This window comes from Pseudoflavitalea sp. G-6-1-2, from assembly GCF_012927185.1.
Taxonomy (GTDB): domain Bacteria; phylum Bacteroidota; class Bacteroidia; order Chitinophagales; family Chitinophagaceae; genus Pseudobacter.
Genome location: NZ_JABBGB010000004.1, coordinates 64,216 through 80,448, shown reverse-complemented (window position 1 = coordinate 80,448; position 16,233 = coordinate 64,216). Strand labels below are relative to the sequence as shown.

The following is a 16,233-nucleotide window of genomic DNA, read 5'->3' as shown; positions in this document are numbered from 1 at the left end:
CGGAAATGCAGCGGATTGAAAATCAGCGAATAAGAAGATGTGAGGGTAGGTTGTTCGTCCGGTTTTGGAACAGTCTGCGTTCATTACTGTTCGGATGAAACCCTGTCTGAGCGGGTTCCTGATAATTTGGGCATCGTATAAAACAGGGCCTGTTCTTTGTCCGATTGGGAAATGGGTATCCGGAAAGTGAACCGCAGGCCTGTGGTATTTCTGCTGATATTGAGCGGTTCGCCAAAGAGCAATTCGAGGCGTTTGCTGGTATTGCTGAGTCCTACTCCTTTGTGAAACAGGTCGGTCAGCAGACCATCGTAACCAATGCCGGTATCGGAAATGGATATGCGAACATGATCCTCTTCGAGCTGGCAACTCACGGTAACAGTTCCACCATTTACAAGTGGACTGATCCCATGATGCAATGCATTTTCCAGCAAAGGCTGCAGAATCATCGGAGGTACAGATGTGGAAAGGGTTTCGGGGTCGATATCATACACCAGTTTCAGTCTTTCTCCGAACCGGTGTTTTTCGAGTGAAAGCCAGGTGCGCACGAATCCGATCTCTTCTTCCAGAGGAACGGCGCTGCGTTCACTCACTTTCAGTGCATACCTGAAAGTGTCTGCGAGTTTGGCAATCAACACTCTTGCTTCTTCGAGTGAAGGCGGTACGGAAGCGCTGATGCTATTGAGTGTATTGAAAAGAAAATGCGGTTCTATCTGCGCTTTCAAAGCCCTGATTTCGCTGCGGTGGCTGAGTTCCATCAGTTCCTGTTCGCGGATATGTTGCTTTTTGGTGCGAAGCCAGTAATTGTATCCATGAAATACGGCGAATTCGCCGCAATAAAAAAGCGCCGTGATATAAACATCCCACATGGAAGTGGTTACATCAAAAACAGTGAGACAGAGTTTGGTGATAGTGTAGCCATACACATGCACCCACACGTAACAGAAAACGGCCAATGCGGGGATATGCAGCAGCAGCTTGATGCGTAGGGGAACATTGGCCAGCTTTACTATGAAGAGCCACCAGAGCGGGATTGTGAAAATGATCTTGATGGCAGAATCGATGAGATTGATATAGGCGTAGGTGAGTTTATTTTTAGGATGATAGCTCATATCGAGCACCAGATAGAAAAACACACTCCAGAACAGCACATAGAGCAGCCATGCTGTGAGCTCGGCCGCCTTTACATTCCGGTAGATTTTTCTATTGCTGCAAATCATTGCCTTTCAGTTACTGATATTACTGAACCTGGTATCGTTTCGGCCAAAAGTACAGTATGGCGGCAGCTGGCAGCAGTGGCTTGCGACGAATCAACTGAATTCGACGATGGATTGCAGAATAACGGGACGGGACTGTTTTAAACGTAAAAAGACTGCCGGGGACGGGCAGTCTTTTTCGTTCAAACACTAATTTCTTAACTACAATAACCTAACAATTTGTTACCTGATCTTAGTTACGTAAGTTTCTTCTACGAGATTCTGTTTCCTGTTAATCGTGTATACTTCAGCTTTAGGACTCTTCTTGCTTCTTACTTCGATGGTAACAATATTATCTCCGATCTCCTGAGTAGTGAGAAGGAATTTCTTTGAAATAACAGTGCCTTTGATTTTGTCGGCATAGAGCAGGTTGCCATCGCTGTCGCGCAGTGTGATGGTGAACTCATCAGCTTCAGAGGTAGTGAGATTCAGCTGAAAGATAGGCTGGTTCTCATAATCACCGATATGTTTCAGCTCGATGCTGTTGGTGCTTTCGTTTTTGGGAGCCTTTTCTTTTTCTCCGTTTGCGAATGCAGAGGTAGAGAAAGAAAGGGTAAGGATAACCAATAAGGCTACAATAGACATGGAGGTTTTAGCAACATTTTTCATGTTAATATATTTTTAAGTTTACAGTTCGTAATAGTGAATCGCTTCTATGGAGGCAATCGGAAACTCAGTCGGCCTGAAACGCAGCACCTTGCTGCTTTTTGTAGCTACACCGTTGGGCCGGGTGGTTATTTTGATAATGCAAACATACACCCGCAAAACCCAGGGCACAAACCAAAAAAACGCATATTTCAGGATGGTAAACCCTTACCCGGAAAATGTAAAGGGCCGTCTGGCAAGGGTTTGGGGCCAAATACCGTATGATCCCCAACGGAAAAAAAGGGTCTGAAAATCAGAAAAAAACCGGGTATCTTTGCGAAAATTTTTAGAAAACAATGAGCAATACAACGGTTACAGCCGATCAACTCACCGCCAGCATCATCGGCAGCATTAAAAAAGCACAGGAAGAAAAACTTTTCTTTGAAGAGGTCTATTCCAATACGGCTGCCCCTGTTGGTAAAAATGAGTTCTTATTCTTTATCAAGCCTGAGATCACTTTAGCCAGCGATAGCATCAACATTGAAGCAGTTCTGGAACTGGTGCGCGAAAGGATCAGTCATTTCGGTCTTACCATCCACAATGTAAAAGTACTTTCTGCCAAATACCTGGAGCAATACAATATCATTGCCCAACACTATGGTGTAATCAACAAGATCTCTTCTGATGCTAAGAACAGCCTCTCTGAAGCAGCAGTGGAGAAATTCAGCAGCCTCTACGGAAAGTCTGTAAATGATGTGAAACTGCTCGGTGGTGTTGAATTCCTCGATCAGTATCCTCAGTTCAACGCTTATTCTCTCGACTTCCTCTGGCAGAACAAAGAGAACAAGAAACTCGCAGGTGGTACTTATGCAGAAGATATCAAAATCGACAGCGAAGTAGTATATGTGATCAATGGTTTCCACCCACGTCAGCTGAAACATTTCACTGAGAAGGGAAGAAGCATCGTTGTAATGACACTCAGCGGCGATCTCAACTGGAGCGATGCCCGCAACAACTTCATCGGAACTACCAACCCAACTACTGCCAATAAAGGAAGCCTCCGTCGCGAATTCCTCGACAATCAGGCTGCACTTGGTCTGGCAGAAGTATCTCAGGGTGTAAACGGTGTTCACCTTTCTGCAGGTCCTGTAGAAGCACTGGTTGAACTGCGCCGCTACAACTCCGATTTCGCTGACAACAGCAAAATCAAAGCCTTCACTGATTTCAGCTTCGGTAAACAACTGAAAGCTAACTTCACCGACGAGCAGATCGAAAAGATCGTGAACAATGCCAACGTTACTGTTGATGGCAAAACCATTTCAGTATTCGATCTTACAGAAGAGAAAGATGCTACAGAAGCAATCGAGCTGCTGAAAGCAAATCTGAAATAAGATAACGGACATAAATAGTTGTGGACCGCTCCCGAAAGGGGCGGTTTTTTTTGTGCCTGAGCTTCCGCGCAATCGGCCTCGAAATAGCGATTGGATGGGCTTTTGAGGGAAGTACGGAACCATCGTCCGTTCAGTGGCAGGCAGTTCTGTCGAAAAATGCTGGCCGTTTCGATATCTGGCAGTAAATTGGGAAGAACAACTCAGGCAGTGAACAGAACAGACTACGATGCAATAGTGGTGGGCGCTGGCCCCAACGGACTGGCCGCAGCAATACGTCTGCAGCAGGCCGGGAAATCTGTATTGCTGCTCGAAGGCAAACCTACTATCGGCGGCGGCATGCGCACTATGGAATGCACATTGCCGGGATTTCATCACGATATCTGTTCGGCCATTCATCCGCTCGCGGCAGGCTCGCCGTTTTTCTCCAAACTGCCGCTGCATCAGTTCGGACTGGAATTTCTGTATCCATCTGTTGCGGCTGCCCATCCTTTTAATGATGGAACTGCTGCCATGCTCAGTCCTTCTTTGGAACAGACTGCTGCCGCACTGGGAAAAGACGAACAGGCTTACCTGCAACTCATCAGACCCGTAGTGAACAACTGGCCGTCTATTGCTGCCGATGTGCTGGGGCCGCTGAGTTTTCCGAAGTATCCGCTGAAGATGGCCTCCTTCGGGCTGAAGGCTTTACAATCCGCCACATCATTGGCTCATCGCTTTCAAACCCGCGATGCGCGCGGGTTATGGGCCGGAATGGCCGCACACAGTATGCAGCCGCTCAGCAATGCAACCACATCCGCAATCGCATTGGTGCTGATGGCAGCCGGACATCTGAAAGGATGGCCAGTACCTAAAGGCGGATCGCAATCCATCGCCAATGCCCTGGGTGCATACTTCGAATCATTGGGTGGAACCATCCAGACAAATACATACATCAGTTCGCTTTCGCAATTGCCATCATCGAAAGCCGTGCTCTTCGATATAACACCGAAACAGTTGCTGACGATCGCCGGCCATCGTTTTTCATCTTTATACAAATGGCAGCTGGAGCGTTATCGTTACGGCATGGGCGTTTTCAAAGTAGACTGGGCATTGGATGCGCCGATTCCTTTTGCTGCGGATGTATGCCGTAAAGCAGGCACCGTGCATATCGGTAATACGCTCGAAGAGATTGTGCGGAGCGAACAGCAAACGATGGATGGCATACATCCCGAACATCCTTTTGTGCTGCTGGCACAGCAAAGCATCATCGACAACACCCGCGCGCCCGAAGGCAAGCATACCGGATGGGCTTACTGCCATGTGCCATCAGGCTCACGGAAAGACATGACCGAAATAATCGAAAAACAGGTGGAAAGATTTGCTCCCGGATTCCGCGAACGCATCCTTGCACGCCATGTGATGGATACGGAGGCCATGGAAGCATACAATCCCAACTATATCGGTGGAGACATCAACGGAGGCATACTTGATATCCGTCAAATTTTCACCAGACCCGCGCTGCGCTTCTCTCCCTACAGAACTTCTGCCAAAGGCATCTACATCTGCTCATCGTCCACCCCGCCCGGAGGCGGTGTACATGGAATGTGTGGTCTGCACGCCGCTCAGCGGGCATTGAAAGATGTGTTAACTTAGCACCAAATTAATTCTATGAAACTTGTATGGTGTTTACTGCTTATGTGTTGCAGTATGCAGGTAATTGCACAGGAAGACGATAACACGTATCCCGATTACAGAAAGAAAACCGAAGGGTATACAAGAATGGCAGAGAAAGACCTCAAAGGTGAGGTGGCTTCTTTTGCACTGGCAGCGTTGGAAGACAGGCTGAACAAGAGCCCGCTCCCGGCCATCCCGCCGGTGGACTATGGCGCCAACTTCATCACTTTTGAAGGCAATGGCATTGCAGTAACCATCAGGTCTGGTCCGTTCGATGCAAGCAAACATAAGATGGGATTGTACGGTGAAAAGAAGCATGTGGTTCGTATCGATGGCAAACCCTTTTACGGCAGCTATGGCGCTACACCGCAATACTCCATCGCTTCGGTGGTAATGACAATTGGCAAAGACACCGTTCAGATCCCGAAGGAAGCCTACGGTGATCTGTACAGTCCGGTTTTCACTTACAACGACGAAAAAGGCACCACCCGAACATACAACGGTGTGTACCTTTCTCCCGATAAACGAACCATTTACGTGTACATGCTGAACAAGGAACTGATCGGCAGTTATGAAGTAACCTGGATCATTCAGGACAAGAAGTACCTGCGCAGAGTAGTTGATTCAGGGATTTTGAAATAACAGGAACAATAAACTCCTCCCTCTTTCCGTTAATACTATGGTTTTTCATAGGATATTGGATTATAAAAGAGGGTTGGATTTCTATCCTGACCCTTTTTATTTTTTATACCATGCAGAAACCGGTGTTAGTGATCAAGCTGGGAACAGCAGTGATCACAGATAGCAAGGGCGTGATCAGTCAGGCCATCATCAAAAAAGTAGCTGCGGAAATTGCGACTTTATCGAAGCGCTACAACGTAGTGCTGGTAAGCAGTGGCGCAGTTGGCAGCGGCAAATCGCTGATCAAGCAGTACAAGGGAACGCTTACAGAAAGAAAAGCGGCGGCCGCCATCGGCAATCCCATCCTCATTCGTCTTTATCAGAAATATTTTACCGCATACGATATTCCGGTAGCGCAGGCGCTTACCGAACGCGTGCATTTCAGCAGACGTGCACAGTTTCTCCAACTGAAAGAAACATTCGAAACCTTCTGGGCAAACAAGATCATTCCGATTGTGAATGAGAACGATCTCGTGAGCAATGTGGAGTTGAAGTTCTCCGATAACGATGAGCTTGCAACCCTTATTGCTATTGGCTTTGATGCGGAGGCTCTGATCATCTGCACTTCCGTGGGCGGATTTATGGATGATGAGAAAAAGATCATTCCACTCGTAACCAATATCGATACCCACATACTCGGATTTGTTACCACAGATAAGAGCAGCCTTGGTTTGGGTGGCATGACGTCCAAGCTGACTTTTACACGACTCGCCAATTCTCTCGGCATCAAAGTGATCATCACCGGGCTGAGAGGCAATGCGCCATTCGCATCAGCATTGGCCGGAGAACAAGGCACTACCTTTCTGCCACAAGAGAGCAATCTCAAAGCCCGCCAGAAATGGCTGGCCAGCGGCAGCATCACTTTCGGAAGCATTTCCGTTGACAGCGGCGCAGCCAAAGCTGTATTGCAAAGACGCAGCCTGCTCACAGTGGGCATTGCGCAGGTGCATGGGAAATTTACACAGGGTGAAGTGGTGCAGCTGAAAGATGATGAAGGCACCATCATCGGTGTTGCCAAAGTAAAACTGGGAGCAGCGAGTATCAAAGAAAACCTGAAAGTGAAGAATGTGATCGCTGCACATGCAGACGACATTGTTGTATTTTAGTACAAGCATTGAACTGAACAGTAATGAACACCATCTTACCACAGATAAAAAAAACCAGCAACGCCTCTGTATCGCTGAAACGCGCTACAGACAAGCAGTTGAAATCGGCGCTCACCGATATGGCAAAGGCGCTGGAAGCGAATGCAAAAGTGCTGATACGTGCGAATAAGAAAGATCTTGCAAAGCAATCTCCCGATAATCCGCGTAACGACAGACTGCTGCTGAATGAGCAGCGCATCAAAAATATCGCTGCCAGCATCCGCAATATCAGCAAGCTGCCCGATCCTTCGGGTAAAGTGCTGGAGAGCCGCAAACTCAGCAATGGTTTGCTGTTGGAGCGTGTGGCTGTGCCACTGGGAGTGGTAGGAGCCATCTATGAATCACGTCCAAATGTAACTTTCGATATCGCTGCGCTCTGTCTCAGGAGTCGCAATGCGTGTGTGCTCAAGGGCAGCAGCGAAGCAGACAATACCAATCGTGCAGCCGTAGCGCTGATCAGAAAAGTGTTGAAGGATAACCGGCTCGATCCTGATTGTGTAACGTTGCTTCCTTCAGAGAGAGAAGTAGTGAGTGAACTTTTCACAGCTACGAAATACGTGGATGTGCTGATTCCCCGCGGATCTGAATCCTTGATTCAGTTTGTGAGGAAGAACAGCCAGGTGCCTGTAATCGAGACTGGCGCTGGCGTTTGTCATGTGTATATCGAAAAAGAAGCCTCGATCAGCAAGGCATTGAATATTGCAGTGAATGCGAAAGTTTCGCGTCCATCGGTGTGTAATGCCGCAGATACAATTCTGGTGGATGCTGCAATTGCAGCTGACTTCTTCAAAAAATTACATCCAAGGCTGGCGGAGCATGGCGTTGAAATATTCGCAGAGCCTAAAGCCTACAAATTATTGCAGGGATATCCTTTTCTGCAAAAAGCCACAGCGGAAGATTTCGGAAGAGAGTTCCTCAGTTTGAAATGTGCAGTGAAAGTGGTACGCGATATCGATGAAGCATTGGAGCATATCCGCGAGCATTCAACACGCCATTCAGAAGCGATTGTGTCGGAGAACAAAAAGAACTGTGAAAGATTCTTGAATGAAGTGGATGCTGCAGCGGTGTATACGAATGCGTCTACAAGATTTACTGATGGAGAAGAGTTCGGACTTGGTGCAGAGATTGGTATCTCAACGCAGAAGCTGCATGCGCGCGGACCGTTTGCATTGGAGAAGCTGGTTACCGAAAAGTGGCTGGTGCGGGGCAATGGACAGGTGAGATAAATTGTACATCATTCGTCTTCATATTCCGGAGCCGGAGCTGGCGCTACCGGTTTCGGATTCAACGTGTAATAAAAGAACAATCTGAAAGTATGATTGCGATCGTACTGATACCCCGATGCGCGTTGCTGATACAGCATCATATACCCACAATCGAAGCTCCATCCGCGTCCCAGCGTTTGTCTGATTCCCGCAAATAATCTCAGCTGATCGAAAGTATTGTTCACAATCGGTTTACCGAATTGTACCAGCACCTCATTGGCCAAACATGCCTGCGGCAGATTCGGATTTTTGAATACAGGGTAGGTGAGACTGATGAGATAACGAAGCCTTGTGGAGAACCCTGTTTTGTTGGGAAGATCGTCGCCCACAACCGATTCCTTCCATCTGTGTTCATTCCTGAAACGATGCAGCAGTGCGAGTTTTCCAAGCTTTGTGCTGTAGGCTAATTGACCATAGAGCCGGTCTTCATTCACAAATACACGCTCGCCTTTCTTTGCAGATGCCAGCCACATATGCGCATACCCGGCAACAAAATTGAGTTGCTTGTTGAACCAGTATCCTGCTCCTGCGCGAACGAAATAAAAATTCGGATCTGCCATGAAATTGCTTCTTCTGATATGCAGATCACCTACCACTCCCCACTTCTCGTTGAGGCGAAAAGTAGAGTTTACAGAAAACCAGCTCTGCGATTGGTCGTTCACCTGTTTTTTAGGCGATTGACCAATCACAGAGCCGGTAATCAAACTGCAAAGAAAAACGAAAACAATCTTCATGTTCATAACAGAATTCCTGCCAGAATAAAACCTGCTGCAACGGATGTGGCAATGGCCACAATTCCCGGTCGCATGAAACTATGGTTGAGCAGGTATTTTCCGATATGTGTAGAACCGGTTGGGTCGAACTGAATCGCTGCTAACAGCGTTGGATAACCGGGGAGAAAGAAATCACCATTTGCTGCCGGGAACATCGCAATCAGGTGTGGCGGCACAATGCCCAGGCTCACGCCGAGCGGCATCAGTGCCTTGGTAGTGGCAGCCTGACTGAAAGCCAGCATCGAGAATATGAACAATGCAAAGGAGAACGTCCAGGGGAAGTCGCGCACCATCGATCCGAGAGCTGCTTCGATAGCCACCACGTGATTGTCCATGAATGTGGCAGACATCCACACCACACCAAATACGCTGAGCGTAGCCTGTGCAGCGGAACTGAAGAGGCTCGCTTTTGCAACCGATGCTGTACTGGTTTTGGTAAGCAGGATGATGAATGCGGATACGGTAAGCATGATGATCTCGATCATCGCTGCCATGCGGATCGATCCGTCGGCGCCTACTGCGAAATTGGGTACGAAGTTTTCCGTCTCCCTGAAATTCGGCAGCAGCTGCGGGAAAGATCCGAAAAGGATGATCAGCAATACGCCGATGCCGAAGAGTGCCACTGATAATTTGGCTCCGGGCTTCAATGGAGCCGTGGACTCTGAACTCTGATCGAGCCGCTTCACAAATTCGGGGTCTTTCATTCGCTCCTGAAACTCCGGATCTTTATCGAGATCCTTACCCATCTTCAATACACTGATAGTACCAACGATGGTGCCGATGATGGTGGCAGGGATACAGACTTTCAGGATATCGATGAGCTGAAACCCGCCATCACGCACAATTCCAAGCAGTGTGGCAGTAGCTGCTGAAACCGGACTTGCTGTAATGGCCAGGTGCGATGAGATCACCGAAATGCTCATTGCCCGTTCGGGTCTGATCCTTTTCTTGGTGGATACTTCCGCAATGATCGGCAGTATGGAATAATTGATATGCGCCGTTCCTGCAAACAGCGTGAAGAAGTAAGTAACCAACGGACCTAGGAATACGATATGTGATGGATTTTTCCGGAGGATAGTTTCTGCTAATCGTACAAGGTAGTCCATTCCTCCTGCGGCCTGTAATGTGGCAGCGGCGGACACTACGCTCAATATGATCAGCATCACTTCGATCGGCGGGTCGCCTGGCTTCATGTGAAATATCAGAATGAAGATGAGCATCCCCACCATTCCCATCACACCCAATCCGATCCCTTTCATTCGGGAACCGATGAGGATAGCAGCCAGCAGAATAGCAAATTGTATCCAAAGCATAGGCAGTGAGGTATTGGATTACTGATTGATGAATTTCGGATTGATGAGATTTTCGATGCTGTAGATCTCATCCCATTTTTTCTGTGTGATGAGTTTTCTTTCTTTCACTACGATATCATGAATGGATTTTCCGGTTTTGAGCGCTTCTTTGGCGATATCGGCAGATTTCTCATAACCCAGTATGGGGTTGAGTTGTGTAACTATTCCGATGCTGTGCATCACCATTTCTTTGGTACGTTCTTTATTGGCAGTGATGCCGTCCACACATTTCTCGCGAAGCATATCGCAGGCGCGTGTGAGGTATTTGAGTGATGTGAAGAGCGAGAAACCGATCACGGGTTCCATCACGTTGAGTTGCAGTTGTCCGGCTTCAGCAGCCATGGTTACTGTGAGATCTGCACCGATCACGTAGAAGCAGGTTTGGTTAACTGCTTCGGGGATCACGGGATTCACTTTTCCGGGCATGATGCTCGAACCTGGCTGCATGGGTGGAAGATTGATCTCCTGCAATCCGCAACGCGGGCCGCTGCTGAGCAGCCGGAGATCGTTGCAGATCTTGCTGAGCTTAACTGCACAACGTTTCATGGTGCCGCTGAGCTGAACATAAGCGCCGGTATCGTAAGTGGCTTCGATAAGATCTGCTGCGAGCTTCACGGGCACTTTGCTGGCTTTGGCGAGATGTTTTACGCATTTTTCTGCGTAGCCTTTTGGAGCGTTCACACCGGTTCCGATGGCAGTGGCTCCCATATTTATTTCGGTGATCAGTAGCTGCACTTCTTTCATGCGCTGCACATCTTCCCCGATGGTAGTGGCGAAGGCATTGAACTCCTGACCGAGCGTCATGGGAACGGCGTCCTGCAATTGGGTGCGGCCCATCTTCAGTACATCTTTGAATGATTTTCCTTTTTTGAGGAACGACTGCTGCAATCTTGTCAATGCTGCTGTAAAGTCGTTGATGATGAAGTACAGCGCTATGCGGAATGCAGTAGGATAGGCGTCGTTAGTGGATTGTGAGCAGTTTACGTGGTTGTTGGGATGGAGGTGTTCGTAATCGCCCTTGGCATAACCCATGTATTCGAGACCAATATTTGCGATCACTTCATTCGCATTCATATTGGTGCTGGTTCCGGCCCCACCCTGAATGAGATCGCTGATGAACTGGTCCACGTATTTTCCTGCGATCAGTTCATCGCAGGCGTACACGATGGCTTCTGTAATTTTTTTATCCAGCACACCGGAGTCTTTGTTGGCAAGGGCGGCTGCTTTCTTTACATAACCGAATGCTTTGATGAACAGGGGTTCATTGCTCAATGGAATGCCGGTAATATCGAAGTTCTCTTTGGCCCGCAGGGTCTGAACGCCGTAGTATGCGCTATTGGGTACTTGTTTTTCTCCAAGGAAATCGTGTTCCTTCCTGAAATTTTTGCTCATGAGAATATGTTTGAATGGATAAATGCAATAGAGTATCGTACTGCGGTACGGGCAGGGGAGTATTACTGATGATGACCTGAACTTTGTTTCGGAAAAATTGCAGAGCAGAGCGGGAGTTGCTTGTAACCGTTTGATATACCTGTTAATAAATGTAATCAATTATTTTGAATTGGGGTGGGGGTGCGAAACATATAATCCGGGCCGGATGCCGGTGTTTTACAGGAAAGAATCCGGAAAGCATTCAATGGCTGGCCCTATATTTGTAGTCAGGTAGCTACGCAACAAAACAAGTTCCTGTTTACCCAAAAATCAACATCATGGCCAAAACAACAACACGTAAGTTGTCCGCTGAACAACGCAACGAACTGCTCAAAACCCTTCAGGCGCGATTCGATAAAAACAAGAACCGGCATAAAGGAATTGAATGGGCAGACGTACTGAAAAAGCTCGAAGCGCATTCAGAAAAGCTCTGGTCGATCCACCAAATGGAAGCCACCGAAGGTGAGCCGGATGTGATAGGGTATGATAAGAAAACGGGGGAGTATATTTTCTGCGATTGTTCAGCTGAAACGCCCAAAGGACGACGGAGTATCTGTTATGATCACGAAGCATTGGAAGCGAGAAAGCAACATAAACCTGAAGACAGTGCGGTGAACATGGCTGATGAAATGGGCATTAAGATGCTCAACGAAGAAGAGTACCGTGCTTTGCAAAAACTGGGCAGCTTCGATACAAAAACTTCGAGTTGGATCGAAACTCCGGCAGCGATCAGAAAGCTGGGAGGTGCGCTTTTCTGCGACAAGCGATACGATCATGTTTTTCTGTATCACAATGGCGCGGATTCTTACTATGCATCGAGGTCTTTCAGAGGATTACTGAAAGTGTAGAGGCGCTGAAATAAACCAACAGTATTGCGGCTTGCCGCAATACCTGCATAAAGACCTGAATACTATGAGATGGGGATGGATGAAAGTCAATCCCCATTTGTATTTCAGCTGATCGGATGTGCTTACGGCATACACTCCCCAAGCTGCCCGAAAAAAAATATCAGCATTTTTCCCGACAATATTTTTCTGGTAAGCAAATGCTCCGTATCTTTAGTCTACAAAATTAGTAGACTATTATTTCAAGAGCGAAACGCTCTCTACATATGATGAAAATATTGCTGCTGGCCAGCAATTGTTGTTATGGGTATAATGCCTGCAGTTTCCACTGCGGGCATTCTTTTTTGTAATCGCACAGCCTTAAAAGTAACATCATTCAAACACGCACATTCAGCGACCTGCTGCAAAGGGTTATCCGGACACGGACCTTGAAATGTGTTGCGCAAAAGCCCGGAATAGCCCTGCAGCTTAATCCTCCATTCCCAAAGCCCATCGGAGACACAACGCTGCCCGGCACATTTCGCGGACTGTCCGGATAACCCTTTGCAGTAAACGACCTTCAACAAAAATCCGTCCTCAAATATTGCGTTCAACATCCCACAAAAAAAGAGCGCACCGCATGCGGTACGCCCCTTATAGTTGATGGATTAGCAAATCCTATCCCTGCTGAATATTCCTGTCTATGTTCGCTTCTTCCTCTCTTTTCTGCTGTAACTTCTTCAAATTCTTTCCGAATGATAATTTAGTGATCAGTACAAACAGCACCGGCACCACAAAGATGGCCAGCGTGGTTGCGGCAAGCATACCTCCGAATACGGTCCAGCCGATTGTCTTACGTGCCTCGGAACCCGCACCAGATGAGAATGCCAGCGGCAGTACGCCGAGAATGAACGCCAGTGAGGTCATGATGATCGGACGCAAACGAAGCTGCACCGCCTGCAATGTCGCGTGCAGAATATCCATACCGCGATCCACCCGTTCTTTCGCAAACTCTACAATCAATATCGCGTTCTTCGCCGACAGACCAATCAAAGTGATCAGACCGATCTGTGCATACACGTTATTGCTCAGGTTGGGTAAGAAGGTAAGTGTGAGGATCGATCCGAATGCCCCGATCGGTACTGCAAACAATACTGAGAACGGAATACTCCAGCTCTCATACAATGCAGCCAGGAAGAGGAATACGAATATGATCGATACCATGAAGATGGTGACCGTGCTGCTTCCGGCTTTGATCTCCTCACGGCTCAGACCGGAGAAATCATACCCATAACCTGCAGGCAGTGTCTGTGCAGCCACTTCCTGCAGCGCCTTGATAGCCTGACCGGAACTGAATCCTGGCTTGGGCGATCCGTTGATCTCGATCGAACGATAGATATTGTAATGCGAAATCACAGCGGGCGCTTCCACCACCTGCGAAGTGATGAGCGAGCTCAGCGGCACCATATTGCCCTGATTGTTTCGCACAAAATAACTGCCGAGGTTTTCGAGTGTTGATCGGAAGCTGCTGTCGGCCTGCGCCATCACACGGAAGTTTCTTCCGTAAATGTTGAAGTCGTTCACATACGAGCTACCGAGCAAGGTACTCATAGTGCTGTACACATCGTTCACTGCCACGCCCAGCTTCTTGGCTTTCTCACGATCTACATTCACTTTGTAGCTCGGCGTTCTGGTATTGAAGAAGGTGTAAGCCATGGCTATTTCCGGGCGCTGGTTCACAGCTCCGAGGAATTTTCTGGCCACCGCTTCAAACTGCTGAATATTATCGGTACTGGTGGTCTGTTGCAATTCAAACGTAAAACCGGCTGTCTGCCCAAGGCCCGGAATGGCCGGTGGCGCGATAGCGAGGATCCTCGCCTCTTTCAGATCAGCCATGCCTCCCATGATCTGTCCGATCACACCGGTTACGTGGTCTTTTTTGTCTTTACGCTGCTCCCAATCTTTCAGTGATACGAACACGGTACCCATGTTCGATTTGTTGGAGAAGCTGATGGCGTTCAATCCGGCTACACCACCCACGCCTTTTACAGCGGGCATCTTCAGGAGGCGGGCCATAATGGTGTCGAGCATGGCCACACTTCGTGTAGTGGAAGTTGCTTCGGGCATTTCGTAGGTTACGAAAAGTCTTCCTTCATCTTCCGTAGGAATAAATCCTGATGGTTTTTTCTGGAAGAGGAAGAAGAGTCCCACAAACAAACATACCAGCATCACCAGTACGTATGGAGTGCCTTTGATCCATTTGCCTACACCGCGTGTGTATTTGGTGCTCACGCGATCGAACCACCTGTTGAAGGCTGCGAAGAATTTTTCGAGCCAGTTCTTTTTATCGTTCTCTCCTTTGGAGTGTTTGAGCAGCAGGATACACAGGGCCGGTGTGAGCGATAACGCCACAAAGGCCGAGAGCAGCACCGATATCGCAATAGTGATGGCGAACTGCTGATACAATCGCCCTACGATACCCGGTACAAAACCTACCGGAACGAATACCGCGGCAAGGATCAGTGCGATGGCCACTACCGGCGCGGAGATATCCTTCATCGCGGCCATGGTTGCCTCTTTCGGCGATAGTCCTTCGTGATCGATATAGTGCTGCACCGCTTCCACCACAACGATGGCATCATCCACCACAATACCGATGGCGAGTACGAAGCCGAAGAGTGTAAGTGTATTGATGGTGAAATCGAGTGGTATGAAGAAGATGAATGTACCGATTATCGAAACCGGGATCGCCAGTATCGGAATGATGGTAGCGCGCCAGTTCTGAAGGAAGATGAATACCACCAGCGTTACCAGCAGCAAGGCTTCCACCAATGTATGGATCACCTCATTTATAGATACCTTCACCACAGAAACCGTTTCGAACGGAGAGGTATAATCGACGTCTTTAGGGAATGATTCTTTCAGTTTGTCCAGCGCTTTGATAATGCCTTCGTAGGTATCGAGGGCATTGGCGCCGGGAGCCTGATACACCAGCATGAAAGCGGCGCGTTTGCCGTTCACGTAGGCGTTGAAGCCATAGTTGAATTTCGCCAGTTCAACACGGGCGATATCTTTCAGGTATACGATAGAACCCTGTGCAGGATTGCTTCTTACGATGATATTTTCAAAGTCGCCCACACGGTTGAGGCGGCTGTTGGTGAGCACGCTGTATTCGAATGTCTGCGTTTTAGGCTGAGGATTACCACCGATGGTACCACCTGCCACCTGCAGGTTCTGTTCAGCGAGTGCGGCCATTACTTCGTTGGGCGTGAGTTTCAGGTTGGCGAGCTTATCGGGATTGAGCCAGATACGCATGGAGAAATCATCTCCTAATGAAGTGATATCACCCACCCCTTTCACACGAAGGAGGGCATCTTTAACGTAGATATTGGCGTAGTTGCCCAGGAAGGTAGCATCGTGTGTACCATTGGGTGAGTACAGCGCCATTACCATCATAATGCTGGGGTTACGTTTTCTCACCACTACACCCAGTCTCTTCACCACATCGGGGAGGGTAGGTTCGGCAACACTCACACGGTTCTGTACGTCGAGGGCTGCGATGTCGATATTGGTGCCGATATCGAAAGTAACGTTCACGCTCGATTGTCCGGCGCTGGTGCTGTTACTGGAAATATAGCTCATGCCGGGTGTACCGTTGATCTGCGTTTCGATGGCCGTGGTAGTGGTCTGCTCGATGGTTTCGGCATCCGACCCGGTGAAGTTGGCGCTAACGCTCACGGCCGGGGGCGTGATATCCGGGTACTGCGCAATCGGCAGGGTGGTGAGGGCTATCAACCCCACCAGCACTATCACTATCGAGATCACGATGGCAGTAACTGGCCGTTTTATAAAAGTATCCGCTATCATTGTTTTCTCATTT

At 48.4% G+C, this 16,233-nt stretch carries 12 protein-coding genes; 6 read left to right on the top strand and 6 right to left on the bottom strand.

Annotation, left to right across the window (positions count from 1 at the left end; translation table 11 throughout):
* Positions 1–83: 83 nt before the first annotated feature.
* Together HHL16_RS24565 and HHL16_RS24560 are read right to left on the bottom strand one after the other, a co-directional pair.
* A complete protein-coding gene (locus tag HHL16_RS24565; protein ID WP_169428100.1) occupies positions 84–1,217 on the bottom strand; it encodes a histidine kinase in 1,134 nt (377 codons plus the stop codon).
* Between the two features lie 219 nt (positions 1,218–1,436).
* Positions 1,437–1,862, bottom strand: a complete 426-nt coding sequence (locus HHL16_RS24560; RefSeq protein ID WP_169428098.1) for a hypothetical protein — start codon at positions 1,860–1,862, stop codon at positions 1,437–1,439.
* Positions 1,863–2,194: 332 nt separating this feature from the next.
* Between HHL16_RS24560 and HHL16_RS24555 the strand changes: the two genes are divergently transcribed.
* The 5 genes from HHL16_RS24555 (at position 2,195) to HHL16_RS24535 (ending at position 7,934) form a co-directional block, all read left to right on the top strand.
* Positions 2,195–3,229, top strand: a complete 1,035-nt coding sequence (locus HHL16_RS24555) for a hypothetical protein (RefSeq protein ID WP_169428095.1) — start codon at positions 2,195–2,197, stop codon at positions 3,227–3,229.
* Between the two features lie 186 nt (positions 3,230–3,415).
* Complete coding sequence (locus tag HHL16_RS24550) at positions 3,416–4,861, top strand: NAD(P)/FAD-dependent oxidoreductase (protein WP_240966326.1); 1,446 nt, start codon at positions 3,416–3,418, stop codon at positions 4,859–4,861.
* A 15-nt stretch (positions 4,862–4,876) separates the two neighbouring features.
* A complete protein-coding gene (locus HHL16_RS24545; protein ID WP_169428094.1) occupies positions 4,877–5,524 on the top strand; it encodes a hypothetical protein in 648 nt (215 codons plus the stop codon).
* A 110-nt stretch (positions 5,525–5,634) separates the two neighbouring features.
* The gene (gene proB, locus HHL16_RS24540; RefSeq protein WP_169428092.1) at positions 5,635–6,669 is read left to right on the top strand and encodes a glutamate 5-kinase; all 1,035 of its coding nucleotides are present in this window, start codon (positions 5,635–5,637) and stop codon (positions 6,667–6,669) included.
* Positions 6,670–6,692: 23 nt separating this feature from the next.
* Positions 6,693–7,934 carry a glutamate-5-semialdehyde dehydrogenase gene (locus HHL16_RS24535; RefSeq protein ID WP_169428090.1) on the top strand — a complete coding sequence of 414 codons (1,242 nt, stop codon included), beginning with the start codon at positions 6,693–6,695 and terminating at the stop codon, positions 7,932–7,934.
* Between the two features lie 8 nt (positions 7,935–7,942).
* On the opposite strand, the gene HHL16_RS24530 is transcribed toward HHL16_RS24535, so the two are convergent.
* The 3 genes from HHL16_RS24530 to aspA are packed head-to-tail and all read right to left on the bottom strand — an operon-like array spanning position 7,943 to position 11,490.
* On the bottom strand, positions 7,943–8,707 hold the full coding sequence (locus HHL16_RS24530) for a DUF2490 domain-containing protein (RefSeq protein WP_169428089.1): 765 nt from the start codon (positions 8,705–8,707) through the stop codon (positions 7,943–7,945).
* A gap of 2 nt (positions 8,708–8,709) precedes the next feature.
* Positions 8,710–10,059 (bottom strand): anaerobic C4-dicarboxylate transporter, encoded by a 1,350-nt coding sequence (locus tag HHL16_RS24525; RefSeq protein ID WP_169428087.1) that lies wholly within the window; start codon positions 10,057–10,059, stop codon positions 8,710–8,712.
* A gap of 18 nt (positions 10,060–10,077) precedes the next feature.
* The gene (gene aspA / locus HHL16_RS24520) at positions 10,078–11,490 is read right to left on the bottom strand and encodes an aspartate ammonia-lyase (protein WP_169428085.1); all 1,413 of its coding nucleotides are present in this window, start codon (positions 11,488–11,490) and stop codon (positions 10,078–10,080) included.
* A 317-nt stretch (positions 11,491–11,807) separates the two neighbouring features.
* Here aspA and HHL16_RS24515 point away from each other — a divergent pair, with 317 nt between their 5' ends.
* Positions 11,808–12,377: a DUF4256 domain-containing protein gene (locus HHL16_RS24515; protein WP_169428083.1), complete on the top strand. Its 570-nt coding sequence runs from the start codon at positions 11,808–11,810 to the stop codon at positions 12,375–12,377.
* 654 nt (positions 12,378–13,031) lie between these two features.
* Here HHL16_RS24515 and HHL16_RS24510 read toward each other — a convergent pair.
* Positions 13,032–16,220 carry a multidrug efflux RND transporter permease subunit gene (locus HHL16_RS24510; RefSeq protein ID WP_169428082.1) on the bottom strand — a complete coding sequence of 1,063 codons (3,189 nt, stop codon included), beginning with the start codon at positions 16,218–16,220 and terminating at the stop codon, positions 13,032–13,034.
* Between the last annotated feature and the right edge of the window lie 13 nt (positions 16,221–16,233).

Coding starts and splice junctions, on each gene's coding strand:
- HHL16_RS24565 (WP_169428100.1), bottom strand. CDS start 1,217: ATGATTTGCAGCAATAGAAAAATCTACCGGAATGTAAAGGCGGCCGAG.
- HHL16_RS24560 (WP_169428098.1), bottom strand. CDS start 1,862: ATGAAAAATGTTGCTAAAACCTCCATGTCTATTGTAGCCTTATTGGTT.
- HHL16_RS24555 (WP_169428095.1), top strand. CDS start 2,195: ATGAGCAATACAACGGTTACAGCCGATCAACTCACCGCCAGCATCATC.
- HHL16_RS24545 (WP_169428094.1), top strand. CDS start 4,877: ATGAAACTTGTATGGTGTTTACTGCTTATGTGTTGCAGTATGCAGGTA.
- proB (WP_169428092.1), top strand. CDS start 5,635: ATGCAGAAACCGGTGTTAGTGATCAAGCTGGGAACAGCAGTGATCACA.
- HHL16_RS24535 (WP_169428090.1), top strand. CDS start 6,693: ATGAACACCATCTTACCACAGATAAAAAAAACCAGCAACGCCTCTGTA.
- HHL16_RS24530 (WP_169428089.1), bottom strand. CDS start 8,707: ATGAAGATTGTTTTCGTTTTTCTTTGCAGTTTGATTACCGGCTCTGTG.
- HHL16_RS24525 (WP_169428087.1), bottom strand. CDS start 10,059: ATGCTTTGGATACAATTTGCTATTCTGCTGGCTGCTATCCTCATCGGT.
- aspA (WP_169428085.1), bottom strand. CDS start 11,490: ATGAGCAAAAATTTCAGGAAGGAACACGATTTCCTTGGAGAAAAACAA.
- HHL16_RS24515 (WP_169428083.1), top strand. CDS start 11,808: ATGGCCAAAACAACAACACGTAAGTTGTCCGCTGAACAACGCAACGAA.
- HHL16_RS24510 (WP_169428082.1), bottom strand. CDS start 16,220: ATGATAGCGGATACTTTTATAAAACGGCCAGTTACTGCCATCGTGATC.